Below are 21,528 nucleotides of genomic sequence, written 5' to 3'. Positions count from 1 at the left end.
CTACATGGTCGTACGATCTGATTCTGCAGGTTGCCAGCCGAAACGAAGAACGACATTCAATTAGAGGAGCGGGATCATGCAGCAACGATTCGTTTTTTTACTCAGCGCAATGTTCATGGCTCTGGCTGTGACGTTCAGTACGGCGCAAGAAAGCTTTACATGGAAGCAGCAGACTGTATCAAACGGAGTAGGCAGTGGGCCCGTTGTCGATAAGGCGGCACAACGAGTTCGATATGATATCGATACAGCAGCCTTAACTGTTTGGGGGATCATTGACTCGACAGATGCCTCCAACTTTCTTTTCATGAAGCTTGTCCTCAAGAAGTTTGTAGGCGTCAAAGGTCTATTCGTTCTTGATGACGTCTCCGTTTATCAATACGGTGCTCGTGCTGATATGAAGTATAAGTGTACGGGTGGTACAGCAACCATCACTTCAGTAGATGATGCGACGAATACCGTTACGGGAGTTTTCAACTGGTTTGGATATGTGAAGCTCCAAAACGGAATCGAGCTCAATGTTCGAATTTCTGAGGGCGCATTCACATTGAAAATCAGACCGGAACTAGGGACGCTTGCCCATCCTGCTGATGGGGCCAAGATAAAGCAAGACAAACCTCACAATGTAACGATCTATGTAAACAAGGCGATCAACCCGAAGAGTATGATCGAGGGTGCAACAGTAACACTCACGCACGATGCGACCGTGTTCAAGAATGCAACCAAGCTAACCGCTGTAACGAATTCGGAAGGTGCTGCAACGTTCGTGCTCGATGCACGAAAGGAGCTTGTTGGTGGTGACTACACGTTCAAGGTCAAAGCCACGAAGAAGGACTTTGTCGACAGCAAGGAGCGAACGGTAAAATTCAAAGTAGACACCACAAATCGGTACTACTATTCACGGTGCAAGGGCTCTCCCTTCCTCGAATTCGATGCAGGCGCCGATAACAAGTGGGAAGATGATGGAGCCCCATACATCATTAGCACCGGTTCAGAAGTACTCATGGCCGGGATGATCACGCTTCCAGGCAAGGTTCGAATTGATACGGCGGGTGGTAAGGCAAAAGTCTTCCTCAGCGCTGGCGTGATGATGAAGAACATGTACTTCGATGAGAGTGAACAAGACTTCGTGATGAGTACCGCTGCGTTTACCTTTATCGCACCAGAGTGTACTGAGGTACTTGACTTTGCATTAAAAGAGCTTGCTGCCGAGATATCTGGTGGCAAGATCATCAACCCACGATTCGAGATTCTCGGCAATGGCGTACAGGCAACTGGACTCAAGATTGGTGCCGGCATGGAATTAGGAAAGAACTCATACGAAGGCTGCAACGATGATCTACCGTTTGGTACAGTATGGTCGCCAAACAAGAAATCTGAGGTTGATCTGGAAGTTGGAATTCTCAAGACAGGACCACGTTGGGACTTCCTTGCTACGGGCACAGTAAAAAACTTTACACCCGTTGCGTCATGGTGTGTGAAGGAAGCAAAGGTTGAATACCGCGGTGATTCGTCGTTGTTCCGCATTTCTGCGAAGATCAAGAACCCGATGTTCTCCGATGCTTCTGGGAGCGTAACTTTTAAGAGCGGTACGCTCAACGCAGCCAAGATAGATTTCGAACTAGACAGATGCATACCTATTCCAGATCTACCAAACATCTGCTGGCGTGGTGGTGGCTTTGCTGTTGAGAATCTCTTCTTGGGCAACCCACTCAAGGGTAGCGTAAATGCAAAGTTTGGGCCGTATGACCCACTGAAAGACATGTACCTTCTTACGATTGAAGGAGGCTTTGAAGACCCTCCCACGAAGATCTATGGAAAGATCACCGGTAACATGCTAAAGATGGAAGCCGTCAGCTCAAAGAAGCCTTGGCAGATCGAAGTGTCTGGAACAGGAACCGTAGAGCCAGCGTTGGTAAAAGCAACACTCGAGTCAAGTGCGTCAATACTTCACCTCGGTGCAGACTATTTCCTCACGGGAAAGATTAGCGAATCACTTCAGTTGAATCCAATTGGAGTGGCTGGGAGTTTCACGGGCACAATGAAGTTCCCTTCTGTTGCCGTTGAACTCCTTCCGAAAGCAGGACGCATCGGAAGATTTATCAACCAATGGGCACCGTTCCCGCTGGGAACAGTATCGGGAACGCTATCATTCCTCGCATCTGGCGAGAAAAAGGCTACCCTGTCCTATGATATGACAAATCTCATCTCACCTTCGCCGGCGGCTGACGACGTGACCGCAGCTTTGCGTGCAATGGGCCGAGGTACTTTGGCAGTTGACTTCAACCTTCTTCCTTCACCGGCAGCTTGGGACCTTGATGCCGGATTTACGCAGCTGTTTGCCGCCGGTGTGTTCGGGTCAGTTCAGCAATCAGGCAAAAACGAAGACCGCGTACAGGCTGCCGAACGGATAGTGGCTGTGCCTGCAGGGCAGGAGTGTCTTGTGGTGATCATCGATGCAGCCAATTCGGGGCTTACGAGCTCACTGCGCACGCCAGACGGAACAACCATTGCAAGTGCTGACCCAGCAAAAGGCATTCACAAGGTTCTTACGCCAGACGGTAAGGGAACATTGTGGGTTGTCAAGAATCCAGTAGTTGGTGATTGGGTGATATCAAGCCCGAATGTCTCGCCAACGGATACGATCTCTGTCATGGGCGTTGTTCCTCCTCCAACATTCACACTTACGTCAACAATATCGGGTAACAATCTTGTTGCCGCGTGGACGGGAACCGCTCTCACCGCAGATGCAAGTGTCCAAATATTTGTAGACGACAATGACCGGGGATTTGATGGCACTAATGTTGGCTCTACAACCACAGGTGCCGGGACACTGACGATCCCGCTGCAGGATTCTACAATCCCATGTACATTCAAGGTGTACGCAATCGTTAACGGAAGAACCATTGGAACGGCCACGTACTCAACATCAGAGCATTCGAACCCGATGGCAACAATGCCCGTCCCATCCAATGCAACGGCAGTATCTGATGCCAACGGCAATACGACGATCTCATGGGCACCAATCAACGATGCACGTGTTGCTACTGTGGGCGTCCTTGACGCAACCGCAGACACACTCATCGCGGCAGCATATCGCTTTGAAAACAGTGCCACGGTACGTGTCCCGTCGCATCAGACAGCAATGCTTCGTCTGGTAACGTATGATGAACGTGGACATCGCTCATGTGCATCAGCGCCGATCTCGATCACAACGGACATCGACGAAGATGTCGTGTTCGCCGGCGATCACGGGTACACAATCGGGATTGCACCACAACCAGCCACAGACCGTGCGCGAGTCTACGTTACGGGTCAACTCTCCGAGTCGATCACTATACGTGTGGTAGACATGCGCGGCAATGAAGTTTTTGCAACCTCGGCTCTGCTTGATCGTTCAAGCGCCTCCTCGATCGATGTACCAACGGTTGGCTTGGCCTCCGGTGTCTACACGGTCGTTCTTGTTTCTTCATCGGCGATCGTTACGCGATCCTTCCTTGTGATGCATTGATGAGCCGCATTCTTGTTGCCTTGCTCCTTCTGTTCTCCTCGGGCGCACTTCTCGCAGGTGTGCCCGGGTGGAGAACCGTTCAACGATTGGCTCGCCCCCTTACCGGACATGGCGTCACAATGGTTCATACGGGCGATGTGCTGGTTGTTGGAGGTAGTGATGCAACCGGTGCAACGGTTTCGGATGTTTGGGTTGTTCGCGGCGCAACAGGTCAGCGAGTGCAGGCCCTGAGTGGACTTTCTGTTCCCCGTGCACGATTCGCTCTTGTTACGGTGCAGCTTGGTACGGAGTCTATCGTCTATGTGATAGGGGGCTATACAGGTTCGTCCGGAGCCTACGCATCGTCGAACGTTGTCGACGTCATTCGATATGATGCCGGACAGAATAACTGGCGTTGTTCTCGTAGCGGTACGCTTCCGTCGGCAGTTGGTGACGTACGTGCCGTATTCGACGGCACATCATCGATCATCGTCTCAGGCGGCACTCAACAAGTAACCGGTGCAATGAACTCAGGCACGTCCAGCGTTGTTAGCTCCGCGATCACGGTTTCCAACGGAGCCATTCGCCAACTCGGCGATCATGTAGCTGCACGGTCAGCGCATGGAGCATATCGATTTCTCGACCCAACGAACCTCTGGCGCGTTATTGTAGCAGGGGGCGATGCACAGCTTCCATCGTCGGCAGAACTGCTAGCCGGTACAACCTGGGACGGACGAGCAAACCCACCGCGTGTGTATAGAAAATTTCTTGCCGACGTAAGTGATATCTCCGGAACTGCTCGCGCCTTCGGTGGTGAAGATGCCGGTATCCCTCAAGCAACAACTGAGTGGTACGATCCGAAGAGCGGATGGCGTCAAGCGCCACGTATGAATGAGGCTCGATCGCGAATGGGGGTAACACTTGTTGCCGGACCTCGCGATACAGCACCTGCCTACCTCGTAGTAGGAGGTACAGGGACATCTGGTGTGTTGGCAACAACAGAGTTGTTTGCGATGCCATCAGCAACGGCTACAACAGGTTCATTCGAGACGTTCCATACAACACAACAAGCAGCATCGTTCCGCGGTGTTGCAATGTCGGGTGTTAATCTGCCATTCGTGATCGGAGGCGGACCGAGCGATCTCGTAGAAGTCCTGCAACCGCTTGACGCACCGGATGTAAACTTCCCCAACACAGAAGTGGGTGCGCGCAGTGATAGTGTGCCAGTGACCATCACAAATACATGGGTGTTGCCTGTTACGATCAATCAGCTCCGACTTGTTGGTGATCCGGATTTCCTCGTTGCATCTGACACAAATACGATCATCCTCGCACCTGGCGCGTCTCGCACGATCCTTGCATGGTTCAGACCAACAGCGCAGGGTCCGCGCGTCGCTCGCTTGGCGCTCGATATGGGTCCGGTGGCTGACACGATCATCCTGCGAGGCAATGGACTGGCATCTACGATCGAGCTTCTGGCCGGTGTTGTTGACCACGGCGATGTGAACGTAGGCACACCATCTCGGATCTGCCTGCCCCTTCTCGTTAATAATGGAAGTGATACGGCGATCGTTGATTCCATCGTAGTACCAGCCGGACGTGGAGTTGTTATCGAGTCACCGCAGGGTCGAACCAAGGTTGCCCCCGGAGATTCCTTGATCGTCTGTGTTGTCTACACGCCATCCTCGCGATCAACGCTCTCAACATCCGGCTCGATCTCGATTGGAAACCGATCCTATCCGTTTGGTATCATCGGGAGGGGCATTCGTACAACGGGTGTCGTTCGTGTGAGTGCCACCTGCGATACGATCTCGGCTGTTCGTGGAGATTCGGCAGTGTTCACGATCACCCTCGAGAACATTGCTGACCGTCCGGTGACAATCACGGCGATAGCTATCGACGCAGCCGTTGCCAACTCGGCGTGGTTGCTCAACCCGTCCATCCTTCCGTTAACCATCCAACCTGGTGTTGCAATTCCGGTTGACGTAGAGGTTGTTGTCCAGCGAGAAGGTCGTGAACAATACACCATTCGATGCACATCGAATAGTGATAGTGCGATGACGAATGCTACATGTGTTGTTACCAGATCGCGGACGTTGATCCCATCCGTTGGTGCGTTAGAAGTAGGGCTGTTATGTGTTGGCGACTCAATAACCAAACGGTTTACCTACACCAATGCCTCGGCCATCGATACCATCGTTGTGACGGCTGCAGATCTTGAGAATGTAGTTGGGACACTCTCGATCGTTGCGCCTTTTGTTGTTGCACCTCGTTCGTCTGTTGAGGTCAGTGTAACGATCAATGCAGGCACAGCAGGGCCTCTCAATGGTCGCATCAATTTGACAAGTGCCTTAGGGTCCTCTATCGTTCCGATCAATGGCGATGTCCTGCCGTCGATCACTGTTCGTCCCACGGCCATTGATGCCGTTCCGGGCGATCGCAGAACAACCCGACTGACCTTTGAAGGCGTCTCAACCACGTCTACCTCCGTCCTGCTCAGACATCCTCCTCGCATGTTCTCTGTTCGCAATGCCCTCAGCGTTGCAGGCTCTACACCTGTTGCTCCAACAACCACAACCGTGTCCGTCTCCAACGGCACTGTCCTTACCATCGTATGGTCTGGCATTCCGGTAGGGGGCGTAGCAGACATCGATCTTGACATCGACGTTCTACGCGGCGATGAAGCAGTTGCACGCATGTATGCCACACGTCTCAACGATACAACGGACTGCCTGTTGAGCGACACCGTGCTCGTGCGGGTGGACACTGGATGTGGTGGTGAACGGTCGGGCGTGAAGCTCTCAGCCCAACCTTCAATGTCGATCTTCCCTCAACCCGTTCGCCAGTCAATGCAGGTACTCGTCCACCTACCGCAGCCTGGTATGCGCGTAGAGCTTGTGGACCTCAATGGTGTTGTGCTGAAGAGTGTGTTGCTGGGCCCCTCGACCACGCTCGGGGTGACGGTTGATGGGTTGCCCGCTGGTGTTGTTGTTGCTCGACTTGTGTCTGATGTTGAACTGTTCCATTCGATCCCTGTTATCATCGCACCGTGAATCGTATGAAGCCTTTACTATACCTTTTCGCTCTCATTCTTCTTGGCGTAACGTCTGTATCGGCACAGCTCGGCGGTTCAGAGCTCTGGCGCTTTGGTCTTACAGGATCGGCAACCTTGAACATGCATGATGGCCCCCTCACCACCTATGATGGGTTGGCTGAGTGCGGAACGTTTGAGTCGACCAATACCTTGGGATGGACTGCCGGAAACATGGTGTGGTACAAACTCACACCTGACGTTGCCGCAAGCGCTCGACTTCAATACTGGAATGGCGATGGTGATTTCACGTCAACGAATCCGGTTCAACCTCTCGTAGCGCTGCCGGATGGTACAACGGTGCCACTCGTAACGGAGTATGACCTTGCAACGGCACTTGACTATCTCACCCTCGACCTTCTTGCCCAGTGGTATCCGATCAAAAACTTCTACGTTGGAATCGGGCCACAGATCGGTCTGGCAATGAGAACAGCCTTTGAACAGAGTGAGCGTATCGTTCAACCGGCGTTCATGGAATTCGTCAACGGCGGTACGGAGCGCACGATCTATGCGGCTGATTTCACCAACAGCACAACGTCTGCCAACATTCGTATCGCCGCTGTAGCCGCCATCGGTGCAGACGTTTATGTGTCGGATCGTTTTGTGATCTCACCTGAAGTGAGTTATGCCTACGCCTTCACCAATGTCCTCTCGGGTTCTTCGTGGAACGTGAATGCCATTCGTGGCGGCGTACACGTTGCCTATGCCTTTGGTATTCCTGACCCTATCGTTGAGCCGGCGCCAACAACCGCCCCTTCACCAGCTGTACCGGCGGTGATCGAAGCTCCTCGTGCTTCTCCAACCGTTCAACTCGATCTTGAAAGCACGATGACGGACGGAAGCACCATGCCGGGTGGTGACGTACTGATCACAGAGCAACGATCAAGTGATGTTGTGCCCCTTCTTCCGTTTGTCTTCTTCGACACAGAGAGTTCGGTCATCCCCGACAGATATGCAAAGGGCAGATCCTCTGACTTCAGTGAAACCACTCTCCGCGATAGTGTTCTCGGCATCTACCATCAACTTCTGAACATCGTGGGTGCACGATTGATCAAGTATCCCGATGCACGTCTAACGGTAGGGGGCTATAGGGAACCCGCCGATGGTGAGAATAATGGTTCTCTCTCATCTGCACGTGCAGAAGCAGTGAAGAGCTATCTCGTTGCACAATGGGGCATTGATGGCTCGAGGATCGACGTCAAGACGGGTGTCCTTCCTGCGATCTACTCCAATCGTGGTGTTGCTGACGGTCGGATGGAGAACCGTAGAGCAGAACTCTCTTCGACCGATCCCCGAATCCTTGCGCCTGTCAATCGTGTTGAACGCATCAGTACTATTGAGCCGAGGTCTGTGTTGCTCGTGACGACTGTTACTGAGCGTGATAGAGTAACGGCATTCAATGGATCTGTGGTTGGCGACAATGGATCGCCCCTTGCATCCATCGATGAGGGTGCGCGTGGTATCACATGGCAACCGAATGAACAATCACTGCAGAAACTTCTTGGTGACCGACGTAGCGCCCGCTCTTCGGCGCAGGTTACGATCACCGCAGCAGATGGCACAACACGTACAGCACAGGCACCGATCAACGTACGACGCGAGATCCGCTCTACACGGTATTCGAACGAAGTGGTCAATGATTCCATCATCGAGCGATTCCGCCTGATCTTCTTTGACTACGATGCCCCAACCGTGAGTGCCTTCAACACCTCAATGGTCGATCTCATTCGCAGTCGCATCCGTACTACCTCTTCACTTCGCATCACCGGTCTTACGGATCGTATCGGACCTGCGGAGCATAACACCCAGCTGTCTCTTGCACGTGCACAGTCGATCGATGCCGCTATCAAGCAACGGATCGTACCGGAACGTGTCACGGTAAAGGGGGCAGGACCAGAGCTCATCTACAACAATGATCTCCCTGAGGGACGCTGGTATAACCGCACGGTCCTTATCGAAGTAGCAACGCCGGTAGGTGCAGAATGATCCGCTCGATCATCATCATGATGGTTTACGGTGCTGCGAATCTTGTAGCGCAGACATCACTCACGCTTACAGATCAGCTGCCTCCGTACTTGCTAAGCGCGGTGCTGCTGAACAACGGACACTTTGCTGTGTCAACCGGGTATACCGGAACACCCAAGACCATTATCTATCGAGAAGATGGAACAGGGAACCGTCCGGTGAATTATACCTCGCACATTCACGTCCGGGTTGACAACGTCCTCTTCCAGCTTCCGTTTGAATCCGATCTCACTACTGATGCTCCGCCTCCACCCAATCCTTTGCGTTTGATGAGGATGTTTCGTGATACGGTTGAGAGACGTCCGCGCATCAACTACGAGATGGCTGCTATCATGCCGGGGTCGGGCGATTCCGTACGCGTGACCTTTACCATGGAGCCGGTGAAACGTCCAAGTGGCGGGTTCATCCGTTTGTCTGTGAGCGCGCTCAACCGAGGCGCATCGAACCATGATGTTGGTGTGTTGATGTTGATCGACACCAAGATCGGCGACAACGACCAAGCACCGATCGCAACGGCCTTCGGATTCAGCGGTGTTGAGACTTCGTATGAAAAGCGAACTTCTCCCGGAATGCCGGAGTTCTGGCTTGCGCTTGAAGGCACACCCACGGCACCCGGACTAGCTGCTCGCGGCAATCTTCGTGCAAGCGATCTCATCGAGCCCGATGTGTTCTTGTTTGGAAACTGGGTCGACGATCCAACCAACGGCATCCCCGGACTTTATCGTGTGCAATGGAAGGAACGTATCGCGTCGGGACTGACGTATACCGATAGCGCCATTCTTCTCATCTGGGATCAGAATCCGTTGCTGAGAGGCCAGCGCAAACTTCTTGCAGCTACAGAGATCGGCATCGTTGATTCACTCGTTGTCACCAACGGCACGGGCGGTGGTGGTGGCGGAGGAGGTGGCGGTGGCGGACTTGGCGTTGCCGGTGCCGGGTCATGCCTCACGATCGAAGCGGTCAAGGAAGACACGTGTGGCAGGGCAGGATACCGTCCCTACGATCCTGATACTCTTCAGGCTCTCTATCTCGTAACCAACACAGGCAACACGGACCTCGCAAACGTACGTGTTGAAGTTGGTGCTGTACCACCCGGACTTACTGTTGTTACTGCGCCATCAAGTGTTATTCCATCCACACTTTTGCGCGCAGCAACAGGTGTTGCAACATTGTCATTTGCAGCAGCCCCACGTCTTGCAACAACAACGTATCAAGTGCCGATCGCATTTGTGAGTGGCATCAACGATACGATCATCAAACAAACGGTTTGTCTTACAGTGCCTGGCCTTCTTGCGAGCATCACCGTACGTGATCTGGTAACGCCCCCGATCTGCCCAACAACGCTTGATACGGTTGCCATACCGATCAATCTCAAGGGGATTCGGTGTAGGAAGCTCGACTCTGCATTTGTCCTAACTGCGGGCGGACTTGTGCGCATTCTTCAGCCGTATCCCGTCTTACCTGCAGATGGTAGCGGTGTGCTGCTCTGCGAGATCGCTCCAACAGCACAAGGATCGTTCCCTGTAGATGTGCGCATTGTTGTGCGCGATGAAGAGTCTCTTCTTCCCGGCGATACTACATGGGTGAGTCTCATAGACACCCTCACCGTAACCGTCAATGGCAAGCTAGCCGAGGTAGAACCCGTATTGCCTTCAGACACGCTGGATCTTGGTACGGTATGTATCGGAGACACAGCCATCGATGATGTCTTCGTTCAAAATGTTGGAGGCTGTTCGGCAGACATCATCAGCGCAACGTTTATTAATGATGCTCTTGGCACATTCGCACTTGATACGGGAGCTGTGATCCCTCAAACCATTCAACGAGCACAGCGCGGACGAGTCCTCATCAATGGTAGGGGGCTTCGTGTTGGTGTTGCAATTGGCGTTCTGGAACTCCGCACACCGGCACTGCCTGGTATAATGCTCGTGCCTGTGAAGCTCCGTGTTGATGTGCCGGCATATGCAACAACAGTGGATACGATCGACCTCGATACCATCTGTCCGGGCGTTGATATTGCGTCTGCGCTGCAGGTGACCAATGCCACGGCATGTGCCGTTACGATCGACAGTATTGAGACACTTGGTCCGGACAGCCTCACATGTTCACCAGTCAACGGCTTTACGATTTCAGCGCGTGGTCGTGTAAGTCTTGGACTCTCTGCATTCCCGCGTGTGGATGGCCCCTTCCTTTCAACCATTCGAATTCGATCGACTGTTGCCGGTGACAGGACTGTGGTTGTTCGCGGAATTGCAGCAACCAGATCGATGTCGGCTCCACCGACGATCTCATTCGGAGACGTTCGTGTTGGAACGTCACTCACAAACCGCGTCTCTATTCTCAACTCCGGCACAGGACCTGTAACAGTGCGTGCAGTAGCGATCACCGGTGCACAGTCGGTAGAGTATACGTTTGTTGTTGTGGGTGGCCCCCTTCCACTCACACTTGCTCCCGGGGCATCGTTGGACCTTGATGTAACGTCAACTCCAACAGACATAGAATCCCGTCGCGCAACGTTGAGCGTAACAACAGAACAACCACTCTGCGTTACTCTTCAGCCAATTGCACTCTCAACTCGGGGAATTCAACCACTCCTCGATGTTGTAACGCGCGAGGTGATAGGGGGCAGGCGTTGTGTAGGAGCCCCGTATGACACTGTGATCGTCATGCGGAATGTTGGAAATGCTCCGCTCAACGTCACCAATGTTCAGTGGTCTGCACCGTGGGCTACGTCAATTGGTGTCACGCTCCCATTTACGTTGGATAGCGGTGCTACCATGTCCATGCCCGTGCGTGTTGATGCACCCCTTGTTGGCCCAAACCAAGCAACGTGTACCATCACCATGGACGGAGATTGGCTCACACCATCGGACACACTCATTCAGCTTTCAACGGCCGGACTCGTGTGCGGCACGATGTACGTAGACACCATCTATGCCGATGTGGGAACACGTCCGAATGTGAACGTGCGCCTACAACCTGATGGGCGCACAACACAGACTGAAGCCGCGTTGCTAGATCTCATCAATGCTTATGGTGGCAGACGTACGCTTACCTTACGTGCAGACAGGACATTGTTGCTCTTCGGCAATACCGTCACTGGTGCGCTCTCGGGTGCAACAGCAGCACCATCGAGTGGAGCAGTACTCATCGATCAGCAGGGGGCGATGGTGCAAAGCCCCGTACTCGCTGCAGTTCCGGCGGATGTGATGTTGAGTTCTACATCGAGAAGCATCATTGATCTGTCGGTAACAGACCTCGTAGATGGATATCACGACCTGCGTGTTGAATCAGGTCTGCTCCTCGCATCATACTGCGCCAAGGACGAACGACTCGTACAGGTAGGTACTGCACCGCTTGTATGGGCCGAACAAGAGAACATTGTTGTTTATGCTCGTGAGTCGAGCATCTATCACATCTCTATCCATACCCTGGATGGTAGATCCGTGTATGATCAAGGATCCTCGATCAATTCAGGCGAAACAGTTCGCATAGCCGTTCCGCATGAATCATCCGGGACGTACTATGCGGTTGTAACCACACCACGCGGAACAACAACCCTACGATTTGTAACTCCGTAACCCCGTAACTCCGTAACTCCGTAACCAGCCCCTACGCGTCCGCCACCTCGAACACCAAAAATTTTAAATATTGGGTTTCGGGTATTGCAAGGAGGACGGGATGGTCTGGGGCTTGTGCGCCGCGGTAGATGAGGCGCAGGCGACGTCGGACACGAGCGGACTCACGGTAGAGGATATCCATGAGGTCGTGCTCGGTAACGGGTTGTGTGCATGATGACGTAACAAGGATGCCGCCGGGCTTGAGCAGCTTCAGCGCCGTGCGATTGAGCTCTGCATAGCCTGCTAACGCTCCGCGTAATGCGCCGCGATGTTTTGCAAATGATGGGGGATCGAGGACGATCATGTCCCACGCACGCTCCTCAGCCAGATGATCACGTAGGAGGTCAAAGACGTTGGCCTTTTCAAACGAGCAGTTTGTGAGGCCATTGAGCTCTGCATTTCGTGTGGCTGCCTCAACGGCAAGCGCTGAGCTGTCGATGCCAACAGCCAAGGATGCGCCGGCTGCCGCTGCGTTGAGTGCAAAGCCCCCTACATTGCAGAAACAATCAAGGACGGTCCTGCCCTTGGCGAGTTTGGCCACCATGGCACGGTTCACCTTTTGGTCGAGGAAGTAGCCCGTCTTTTGTCCGGTTGTGAGGTCGATCTCCAAACGAAGTCCGTTCTCCATGAACTGGATGCGTTCGGGCACGGTACCCCAGACCACTCCGTCAACAAGTTCCAGGCCCTCGCGTGTGCGGGTCTGCGACATGTTCTTCTCGACGATGCCCTTACATGTAGGGAAGACCGTGAGCAATGCCTCGATGATGTTTTGCTTGCGCACATCCATGCCTGCAGAGAGCATCTGCATTACAAGGTAGTCGCCATATCTGTCAATGATGAGACCGGAAAGAAGGTCTGCCTCACCATAGACCACGCGATAACCCTCTTCGTTCGGCAGAACGAGCTGTCGCAGGGCCTGTGCCTGACCGATCCGTTTGACGAAGAAGGCCGTTCCGGCCTCTTCTTCCTCACAGGCAAGGAGCCTGACAGCGATCTTGGACAACGGGTTATAGAACCCCGTTCCCATCGACGCCCCGTCAAAGGTGCTTACGCGAACGAGCGTGCCGGGCGGCACATCGAGGTCGTGGGAGAGATCGTCTTTGTTCACCCAGAGGTGACCTTCTTTGATGCGCTTTTCTTCGCGCGGCCGCATTGTTATGATCTGCATACCTGCAAGTTACGGGGTTACGAGGTTACGGGGTTACAGAGTTACAGAGTTACAGAGTGCATTTCGTAGCTTATATCTATGTGGGAACGTTTGATACTCATCTTGATCCTCTGCACTCTTGCGAGTGATCTGCATGCGCAGCGGCAGGCGGAGAATTGGTATTTCGGTGAGTTTGCCGGATTGAACTTTGCGTCTGGGAACCCCACGGTGCTACTGGATGGGGCGATGCAGACTCGTGAGGGGTGTTTGGCCGTGTCAGATACTGCCGGACGTTTGATGTTCTATTCAGACGGAACAAAGTATGGACGCGCACGCACCAAACGATGCCGAACGGAAGTGCACTTTCAGGAGATCCGTCTTCAACGCAGTCCGGTATTGTGATCCCATGGCCTACGCGACCGTCCCAGTATTTCATCTTCACTGTTGATGCTCTTGAGAATCTCTATGCTAGGGACTGAACTATTCCGTTGTGAATATGGCGTCAAATGGCGGACTTGGGGATGTGACAACACGCAATCAATCCCTTGCAGTCGGGCACAGCAGAAAAGCTTACTGCGGTACGACATGCAAATGGTGTAGACGTATGGCTCATTGCACACGACATCGGGAACAATCAATTTCTCGTCTACCTCATTACACGTAATGGAGTGAATCCGGTTCCTCTACGTCAAGCTGTAGGCCCTGCCGTGATGACGGGTGATATCGGCTATCTCAAGGCAACTTCGATAGGCACTCGCCTCGCAATGGCCACAACGGTACCGCCTCAATTGAACATGTTTCGATTTGATCGCAGTACTGGCGTGATCTCTGCTCCAACACGTATCTCGAATCAGCTCGCGTATGGTGTAGAGTTCTCCCCGAACGGTCAGCTGCTCTACTCAACGTCGTACATAGATTCTGCGATCTACCAGTACGACCTTTCACTTCCCGATGCAAACGTTGCAACCTCTCGTATGTCGATAGGTCGGACTGGCGCTATCACGAACGGGGCATTGCAGATCGCGCCCAACGGTAAGATCTATGTAGCCCATGAGTTTTCTGACATCATCAGTGAAATAGCACAGCCCAATATTCGAGGGAACGGTTGTCAGTATCGTGATCGAGTGATCGACCTTGGTGGACGTCAATCGCGGCTGGGCCTTCCGAATATGTTCCCGGCCGTGTTTTCCAATGAGACGCAGTATGAGATCGTGACGAGCAACGGTTGTGTGGGAGACACAATCGGCTTTGTCCTAGAACCAAAGGATTCTGTTCTCAATCTTCGCTGGACATTTGACGATCCGAGCAGTGGCTCAAACGATAGAGCAAGTGGAAACCCGGCGTCGCATGTCTATCGCACAGCAGGCACGTATGAAGTTCGGGTTACGTATCGCACTCGGTCCGGCTTTGATCAAGAGAGATTTGTTACTGTGGTTATCGGCACTCGACCGTTGATCAGTGCCGGTGCCGACCAGTCTGTCTGTAAGGGGGCTACCGTTGTTCTTCAGGCATTGGGAGCGGCACAGTTCTCGTGGTCGCCCGGAGCGCTGCTCAATGATTCCACCATTGCTCGACCTCGTGCGACGGTAACAGAGACTACAACGTTCATCCTTACTGGTCGCGGGCCTGAAGGCTGTGAGTCCTACGATACCGTTGTTGTGAACGTCCTGGTCGGTTCGGTTTCCGTCAGCCCGGATACAACCATCTGCGAAGGGAGCATCGCACAACTTCGCGCATCAGGTGCGCAAACCTATGAATGGTCACCGGCAATTGGGTTGAGTGATGTGCGCAGTGCAGAGCCCCTTGCTCGACCAGACACAACAACTCGATACCGTGTGATCGGCAGAACAGCATCGTGTGTGGACACGGCCTACGTTACAGTTACCGTTGCAGATCCGTTGGAGATCATTGTCTCCAAGGATGTAACGGTGTGTGCGGGTGTTGAAACAACATTGTATGCGAGTGGCGGTGTTGCCTATCGCTGGACGCCATCAGCAGGGATCACGGATCCCACTACCTCGTCTGTTGTTGTGCGTCCGATGACAACCACAACATACACAGTGCATGTAACGTCGGCCGCCGGATGTGTTGATTCCTCGAAGATCACTGTTACCGTTGCAGACAGCGTTACGGTGGTCCTTTCTTCAGACACCACTGTCTGTGCAGGCACATCCGTACAGCTCACGTGCAGCAACACGGGTGTTGTAACGTGGACGGATCGTTCAACGGGGGCAACAACGGTCGGTACTACTCTCACGGTTCGACCCATCACCACAACATGGTACGTTGTTGATGTTGTGGTAGGGGGCTGCACCGGACGTGATAGTATTCGTGTGAATGTTACTGCAGGACCGCCCCTTGACATCAGTTCTGATACAACGATCTGTATCGGTGATACTGCAACCATCGGTGTTACGGGATCTGCGAACGTTTCGTGGAGTCCGGCAACGAACATTGAGCACACCGATCGCCCAACAACACGAGTCTGGCCATCGGTCACCACCACCTATACGGCAACGGCGAACAATGCGGGATGTGTCTCTACGGCGTCGGTCGTCGTAAACGTCCAACAACGTCTTGCCATTACCCTGCAATCGGAGACCGTTGTTGCCACACCGGGTGAGACCGCCACCATCCCCATCATTGCTACATCCGATCTTACCGGTGTTAGTGCGCTGCTCTTCACCATGCGTGCTCCGCGTTCATTAGCAACGATCGATGTCGTTCCGCAAGCAGGACTCAGCGAACGCACGCGAACCAATGTTGGTGACGATCAGATCGTTGAATACGAGATCAACACGATCAATAGTCCGCCTGAACTATGCACACTTTCTCTTTCGGTCTTTCTCAGTGCAAGCACCGACCGCGTTGTAACATGTTCTGCATCGCCCTTGGGATGTGCCAGTGACGGATCTATGAACATCGTTCTCGATCTCGGTCAATGTGCCGGAGTAATGCGCACGGTGCAGATCGGTCAACAAGCCCCCTTCATGATCAACGTAACGCCAATGCCATTCAGCGAGCAGTGCACGTGGAGTAGTTCACGAGCCAATGGAGCTACGGTGTCCTGGAGCAGTGCGTCTGTAGGGCTACACAGCATCGAGATCTACACGTCGGAAGGCACACTTGTTTCGTCGGAGTTCTGGACCCGCACTGTCCAATCGCCAACGTCCGGTCAGGTCCATCTACGAACGAACGAGCTAGCCCAAGGTGTGTATGTTGTGCAGTTGCGGACAGCGAACGGAATACGTTCGTTTGTGGGGATGAGCAGACATCATTGAACAAACAAAAAAGCCCCTACCAGATCGGTAAGGGGCTTCTTGTTTTCTGAGCCAACTGCCGGACTTGAACCGGCGACCTGCTGATTACAAATCAGCTGCTCTACCAGCTGAGCTAAGTTGGCGTATCGTCGCTGACAGGGCCACAAAGATACAAAAAGGGAGATTTCAGGCAAGTCTGACGTGGGAGAATAGCCGAAATGTTGTCGCAACCGGGTAGGGTGTGGGCGTTCAAGCAGCCATTCACATCCATCACCTATATGAGGTTTCTATGCGACACTATACCATACGGGCGGTTTTCCTCCTGCTCTTCTTCTCTGTTCTCTCCTCAACAATGGCCTTTGCACAAGGTCAACTGTCGATCCTTTCGCCGTCTCAAGGGGCGGTGATCGAATCCGGAACCGATATCCTGGTACATTGGGAGTCTTCGGACCTGCGAGATCTGCAGGCGCGCCGGACACTATTGGTCATAGAGATCTCACCGGATGACGGGCAACATTGGATCACACTGCGCACGGATATAACGACGGATGTGCAGGAATTCGTGCTGCCGATCGATCTTTCGTCAAAACCGTCGGAACAATACCGACTCCGACTCAGCGAAATGGATAATGGCGCGGGACAGATCCAATCACCGGCACTCAGCGGTCGATTCGAGGTCTTCGAAGGCTGCATGAAGACCACGTTTATCTCAGAGCTCACCTCACAAACAATGTGTATTGGTCAGCCCCTTACTCTTTCTGTAGAGACAACGGCGAAATACGTGACGTACATGTGGATGGTCAACAACAATGTGATCGCCGAAACGGATGTGCCAACGCTGGAGATCCCGGAACTCACGCGCGAACTGTTTGGTGACTATGTGGTTGTAGTCCGCAAGAAGTGCGGATTGGAATCGTTCTCGGAACAAGCATCGATCAGACGTGCACGAGAGCCGCAGTTTGTAACTGAACCAACGGAAGAGCTCACGATCTGTGAAATGCGTTCAGCGGTTTTGGAAGCGCAAGCTGAGGGTGACGGATTGATGTACCAATGGTACTTCAATGATGAACCGATCGTCGATGCAACCCTGCCGCAACTGGTCCTTGAACCCGCAACGTTGGCTCGTGCCGGACGCTACCACGTATCGGTGACGAATATGTGTGGCGTAGTAGCAGTATCTCGTCCGTCTACCGTTCGCGTACTGCCGATCGCACGTATAACACAACAACCGCGCGATACCGTTGCCTGCGAAGGTGAGTCGGTTGAGCTATCGATCAATGCAGACTATGCACCGTTCCGTGTGCAATGGTATCACAATAACGTCCTGATGCCCGGTGAAACTGCTGCTACTCTGTCGATCGAATCCCTGAATACTCAAACGATCGGACGCTACAGCGCGATTGTCTTAACTGATGACGGACGTCCCGAAGAGTGTGTTCGCGAACAATACTCGCGTGATGCCGTTGTGAGCATGTATGGCGCACCATTGATCATTCGTGATATCACCGGACGTGAGATCTGTGAAGGGGCTTCTGTAGACCTCATTGTAGAGGCAACGGGCGCTGTGAATGGCTGCACATGGTACAAGGACGGAGCAGTGATCGCACGCACGGCATCGAACGTCCTTACAGTAAAGAACGTTTCAGCCTCCGATGCCGGACGGTATTCTGTACATGTACGCGGACTCTGCGGACTTGTCGCTCAAGGCCAAGAAGTCACGCTCGGTTGTAAAGAAACCAGTCATCATTGAGCAGCCGAGAAACGTCCTCCGTAGAGGGTCAACCATTCACACTCAATGTTGTGGCGGATGGACAAGCGTCATATCAATGGCACAAAAAATTCGCAGCCGATCAATGGTGCTACGTCCGCAGAGTACCGTGTTGACAATGCAACCATTGCTCACAGCGGCTCCTACTCAGTGGTGGTAACAAACTCCTGCGGATCGATCGTGTCACGCAACGTGCGTGTACTTGTATCGTCCACCGCCCCAATGTTCGGCAACCTTGAATTCGCTACTCCACGGATCGATCTTGGTACGGTCTACCTTGGAGTTAGTCACGAAGAAAACCTCATCGGACTGTTGAAGAACGTTGGTAATGCCCCGTTGAGCATCACGTCGGTAACCGCCACATCCGATCTTCGCATTCAATCTCCAAGCTCCTTCCCAAGAGTGCTTCAACCGCAAGCTGAGGGTGACGTGGTGGCGCGACTCGTTCCATCGGAGCTCGGCGCCTATCACAGCGTTGTCTCCTTCGTCAACACCGGCATCACTGATACAGCGCGTATCTCGTTCGTTGGAACTGTTGCATCAGCTATTGATCATCCGGAGACAGTAGAGCTCGGAACCGTGCCACTGAATGAGGTTCGCGACTCATGCCTGTCCATCACCAACACGTCGCCGTTCCCGATCGCCGTACAAGCAGTGACCGGCAGCCGTCCGTCCGACATCAGCGTAACTGCCTCCATGCCGATCACGCTTGAACCAGGCAGTTCATTCGATGTGTGTGTGAGGTTTCAACCAACAACGGCAACAGAACAGAGTATCGGTGTTGTTGTTCAGTCGTTTGAAGGAGTGCTCGGTCGTTTCATCGTCCGCGGTACAGGCGACAATGTTTCGCCCGTTTCAGAAAACGCAGGCTCAACCTCCATACTTGTTTATCCGAACCCAACGTCAGGCTCTGTCAACATCCGTGCACAACAACCCGTTATCCGCATCGTTGTTCGAACAATGCTGGGTGCAGTGGTTCAAGATCTTCAGGGGGCATCCCTTACGCAATGGAACGGCGATGCAGCAGATGGTGCAAGAGTCTCAGAAGGACTTATATATTGACATTGACAACGGCTTTTGATTCAAGATCTATCGTTGCTTTGTGTCAATGAACATGCCTGTCAGGGTGGTGCGTGTTGGTCGGTGCCACCCATGTCAGTAAATCATGGGGGCGTATCGGCAACGATCTTTACGAGCTAGTCGAATCCCACGATACGCCTATAGACCGAGGTACGGAAGCTAGAAACAACTTTGCGGTGCCGAGTCCCCACTAACAGAGGCCTGCCAGTAGCGTTAGATAATCAAATCACGTTTGGTCGTATCATGTATGTCGAGATACGTCGAAATCAAAGTTATGGTTCGTGCTACCTATCCTAGACTTTTACAATTATTCGAGTCAGAGATTCAAACATCCTGTGCGTTGGCTCTCTTAGGTCCAAAGTTGCGTTTAATGAAGGAATCAATCCATTTTTGTCGAAGTAGGTGTCCAGACTGCGAACCACTGAAAAGTATCGATTGAATGCCTGGTCGAACTCAGTAAACTGAGTGAGCTGTAAATCGTCCATTTTTGGGGTCATGACGTTTCTAACTATCTCATACGTACGCTTTAGGTTGTCTGCTGTATAGATAATATCCTGGTTCTCAGAAAAAACAATGTGTCGTTCATAATTCGTCTAGAGTTCAGCTACTCTTGTCTCAGTATCACGCGCAGATTCCACAATTCTAGATAGCTCGTTTTCTAGTTTTGAATGAAACGCATCCTGTTGTTGAAGGCGGCGAACAATGAGATGGCCAAAAATTGCAGCAACAGCAATTGTTGTTGCCGCCTGAATGATATCCCCCAGTTGGCGCATCCACTTAGTTCGGCCTACTTGCTTACCCGACGATCTTTCATGGCGGCCACTGCCTCTTCAGCAAGCCATGGTCTGGATTGTGTCAATGTCTCGACATTGCCAATGACCCATTCATAGCCAAACTCAACGACAAGCTGCCCAAAGATTTCATCGATGAATGATGATGAATAGCCGCGTGTTCCAGCCAGATCAACGATCAAGCGATCACCAATCGACTTGCATTCATCTGCAATCTGACGAAGAACATCCTCAAAAAACTCTTGACCAGAGTATGTGCTTTGCCAGCGGTACCTCAAACCAGGATTAATAGACCAGTCGGCAACTTTAACTATTTGATGTTTCACCAGCTTTGACTCCAGAAAATCGCAGTTCCCGGAAAAGACGTTTTCAAATGTAGTGAATTGCTCACTTTGAAGTCGATAAAAACATCCTGGGTAAGAACCATCAAGTTCGTCACATTGTCAGCCTTTCGATACTTATTGTAGATCTTCGGCAGACCCTTACCGCGAAAAGCAAGACCGGAATGAGTTTCTTTGGCAGTCCCTTCAAACATTCGCCTCAGTAGAGTCACTCGATTTTTCTTGATCAGTAAATGCCACAATTGTCGAGAAACCTTCGGCTTCAAACTGGCAAACACGCCAATTCCGTGATCAAGAAATGTGAAAGAAACAGAACGTGTTTTAGGATTTGAATGACTAAACAAATACCACTTCTGGCTTAGACGTTCCTCACCGCCCGCATGCTCAGTGACATTGCCAATTAGTTCCATCAGGATCGCATATGATGATTCATAGTCCAATTCGTCTATCTCACCTATCTGAAGTCTGCTGTGAGCATCACGTATAATCTTGGCAACTAGCTCGCCATCTGCCTTTGTGTCTTGTGTGAAAATGATGCGACTTGATTGATCTGATGAAGTATAGGCGTCAGTATCATCTGTAAGCATGCCGACAAAGCCACTCTCTTTCATCAGAGTATTAACTTCAAGATTTGATGGAAATGTTCCTTTCCGATTAGCACCATGGTAGAAGTCTCTATTGAGAAGGAAGGACTGTAATACAAACAACGACTCTGGCGTAAGTGATTCAACTGACTTAAGATCAACAACGACATTTGAGGACCTGGCGTAGGCTGCCGCTAGATCGTGGATAAAAGAGGCAACTTCTTGAGGATGTCTTGATATGTCGAAACTTGAAGGAGCTGATACACGCACTTTGTGAGTCTTACCGCGAACGCGCGCAGTCCTCCTCTTGGTATTAATCGCATTGCTCGTTCGA

General features: G+C 52.4%; 12 protein-coding genes and 1 tRNA gene. 8 read left to right on the top strand and 5 right to left on the bottom strand.

Features of this window, described 5'->3' with window-relative positions; translation table 11 throughout:
- Positions 1 to 76 precede the first annotated feature (76 nt).
- The 4 genes from IPI29_08930 to IPI29_08915 are packed head-to-tail and all read left to right on the top strand — an operon-like array spanning position 77 to position 12,184.
- Positions 77 to 3,508, top strand: a complete 3,432-nt coding sequence (locus IPI29_08930) for a T9SS type A sorting domain-containing protein (protein ID MBK7412662.1) — start codon at positions 77 to 79, stop codon at positions 3,506 to 3,508.
- The gene (locus IPI29_08925; GenBank protein ID MBK7412661.1) at positions 3,508 to 6,540 is read left to right on the top strand and encodes a choice-of-anchor D domain-containing protein; all 3,033 of its coding nucleotides are present in this window, start codon (positions 3,508 to 3,510) and stop codon (positions 6,538 to 6,540) included. The genes IPI29_08930 and IPI29_08925 overlap by 1 nt, the downstream gene beginning before the upstream one ends.
- A complete protein-coding gene (locus tag IPI29_08920; protein ID MBK7412660.1) occupies positions 6,537 to 8,564 on the top strand; it encodes an OmpA family protein in 2,028 nt (675 codons plus the stop codon). Before IPI29_08925 ends, IPI29_08920 begins: the two co-directional genes overlap by 4 nt.
- A complete protein-coding gene (locus IPI29_08915; protein MBK7412659.1) occupies positions 8,561 to 12,184 on the top strand; it encodes a choice-of-anchor D domain-containing protein in 3,624 nt (1,207 codons plus the stop codon). Before IPI29_08920 ends, IPI29_08915 begins: the two co-directional genes overlap by 4 nt.
- Before the next feature lie 31 nt (positions 12,185 to 12,215).
- Here IPI29_08915 and IPI29_08910 read toward each other — a convergent pair whose 3' ends face one another.
- Positions 12,216 to 13,391 (bottom strand): class I SAM-dependent rRNA methyltransferase, encoded by a 1,176-nt coding sequence (locus IPI29_08910; GenBank protein MBK7412658.1) that lies wholly within the window; start codon positions 13,389 to 13,391, stop codon positions 12,216 to 12,218.
- 78 nt (positions 13,392 to 13,469) lie between these two features.
- On the opposite strand from IPI29_08910, the gene IPI29_08905 reads away from it, so the two are divergent.
- Positions 13,470 to 13,772: a hypothetical protein gene (locus IPI29_08905; protein MBK7412657.1), complete on the top strand. Its 303-nt coding sequence runs from the start codon at positions 13,470 to 13,472 to the stop codon at positions 13,770 to 13,772.
- Positions 13,773 to 13,915: 143 nt separating this feature from the next.
- Positions 13,916 to 16,651, top strand: a complete 2,736-nt coding sequence (locus IPI29_08900; GenBank protein MBK7412656.1) for a hypothetical protein — start codon at positions 13,916 to 13,918, stop codon at positions 16,649 to 16,651.
- 49 nt (positions 16,652 to 16,700) lie between these two features.
- Here IPI29_08900 and IPI29_08895 read toward each other — a convergent pair.
- Positions 16,701 to 16,773: transfer RNA gene (locus tag IPI29_08895), tRNA-Thr, on the bottom strand.
- A gap of 146 nt (positions 16,774 to 16,919) precedes the next feature.
- On the opposite strand from IPI29_08895, the gene IPI29_08890 reads away from it, so the two are divergent.
- Together IPI29_08890 and IPI29_08885 are read left to right on the top strand one after the other, a co-directional pair.
- Positions 16,920 to 18,380 (top strand): hypothetical protein, encoded by a 1,461-nt coding sequence (locus IPI29_08890; GenBank protein ID MBK7412655.1) that lies wholly within the window; start codon positions 16,920 to 16,922, stop codon positions 18,378 to 18,380.
- A gap of 57 nt (positions 18,381 to 18,437) precedes the next feature.
- Positions 18,438 to 19,460 carry a choice-of-anchor D domain-containing protein gene (locus IPI29_08885; protein MBK7412654.1) on the top strand — a complete coding sequence of 341 codons (1,023 nt, stop codon included), beginning with the start codon at positions 18,438 to 18,440 and terminating at the stop codon, positions 19,458 to 19,460.
- A gap of 611 nt (positions 19,461 to 20,071) precedes the next feature.
- Here the strand turns inward: IPI29_08885 and IPI29_08880 are convergent.
- Genes IPI29_08880 through IPI29_08870 form a run of 3 tightly spaced genes read right to left on the bottom strand, consistent with a single transcriptional unit; the run spans position 20,072 to position 21,464 of the window.
- Positions 20,072 to 20,251: a hypothetical protein gene (locus tag IPI29_08880; protein ID MBK7412653.1), complete on the bottom strand. Its 180-nt coding sequence runs from the start codon at positions 20,249 to 20,251 to the stop codon at positions 20,072 to 20,074.
- Positions 20,252 to 20,265: 14 nt separating this feature from the next.
- On the bottom strand, positions 20,266 to 20,595 hold the full coding sequence (locus tag IPI29_08875) for an STAS-like domain-containing protein (GenBank protein ID MBK7412652.1): 330 nt from the start codon (positions 20,593 to 20,595) through the stop codon (positions 20,266 to 20,268).
- A complete protein-coding gene (locus tag IPI29_08870) occupies positions 20,592 to 21,464 on the bottom strand; it encodes a hypothetical protein (GenBank protein ID MBK7412651.1) in 873 nt (290 codons plus the stop codon). Before IPI29_08870 ends, IPI29_08875 begins: the two co-directional genes overlap by 4 nt.
- Between the last annotated feature and the right edge of the window lie 64 nt (positions 21,465 to 21,528).

It is taken from the genome of Ignavibacteria bacterium (genome assembly GCA_016707005.1).
Taxonomy (GTDB): Bacteria; Bacteroidota; Ignavibacteria; order Kapaibacteriales; family Kapaibacteriaceae; genus UBA10438.
This window is presented reverse-complemented; position numbering and strand designations above follow the sequence as displayed.

Coding starts and splice junctions, on each gene's coding strand:
- IPI29_08930 (MBK7412662.1), top strand. CDS start 77: ATGCAGCAACGATTCGTTTTTTTACTCAGCGCAATGTTCATGGCTCTG.
- IPI29_08925 (MBK7412661.1), top strand. CDS start 3,508: ATGAGCCGCATTCTTGTTGCCTTGCTCCTTCTGTTCTCCTCGGGCGCA.
- IPI29_08915 (MBK7412659.1), top strand. CDS start 8,561: ATGATCCGCTCGATCATCATCATGATGGTTTACGGTGCTGCGAATCTT.
- IPI29_08910 (MBK7412658.1), bottom strand. CDS start 13,391: ATGCAGATCATAACAATGCGGCCGCGCGAAGAAAAGCGCATCAAAGAA.
- IPI29_08905 (MBK7412657.1), top strand. CDS start 13,470: ATGTGGGAACGTTTGATACTCATCTTGATCCTCTGCACTCTTGCGAGT.
- IPI29_08890 (MBK7412655.1), top strand. CDS start 16,920: ATGCGACACTATACCATACGGGCGGTTTTCCTCCTGCTCTTCTTCTCT.
- IPI29_08885 (MBK7412654.1), top strand. CDS start 18,438: ATGGACAAGCGTCATATCAATGGCACAAAAAATTCGCAGCCGATCAAT.
- IPI29_08880 (MBK7412653.1), bottom strand. CDS start 20,251: ATGCGCCAACTGGGGGATATCATTCAGGCGGCAACAACAATTGCTGTT.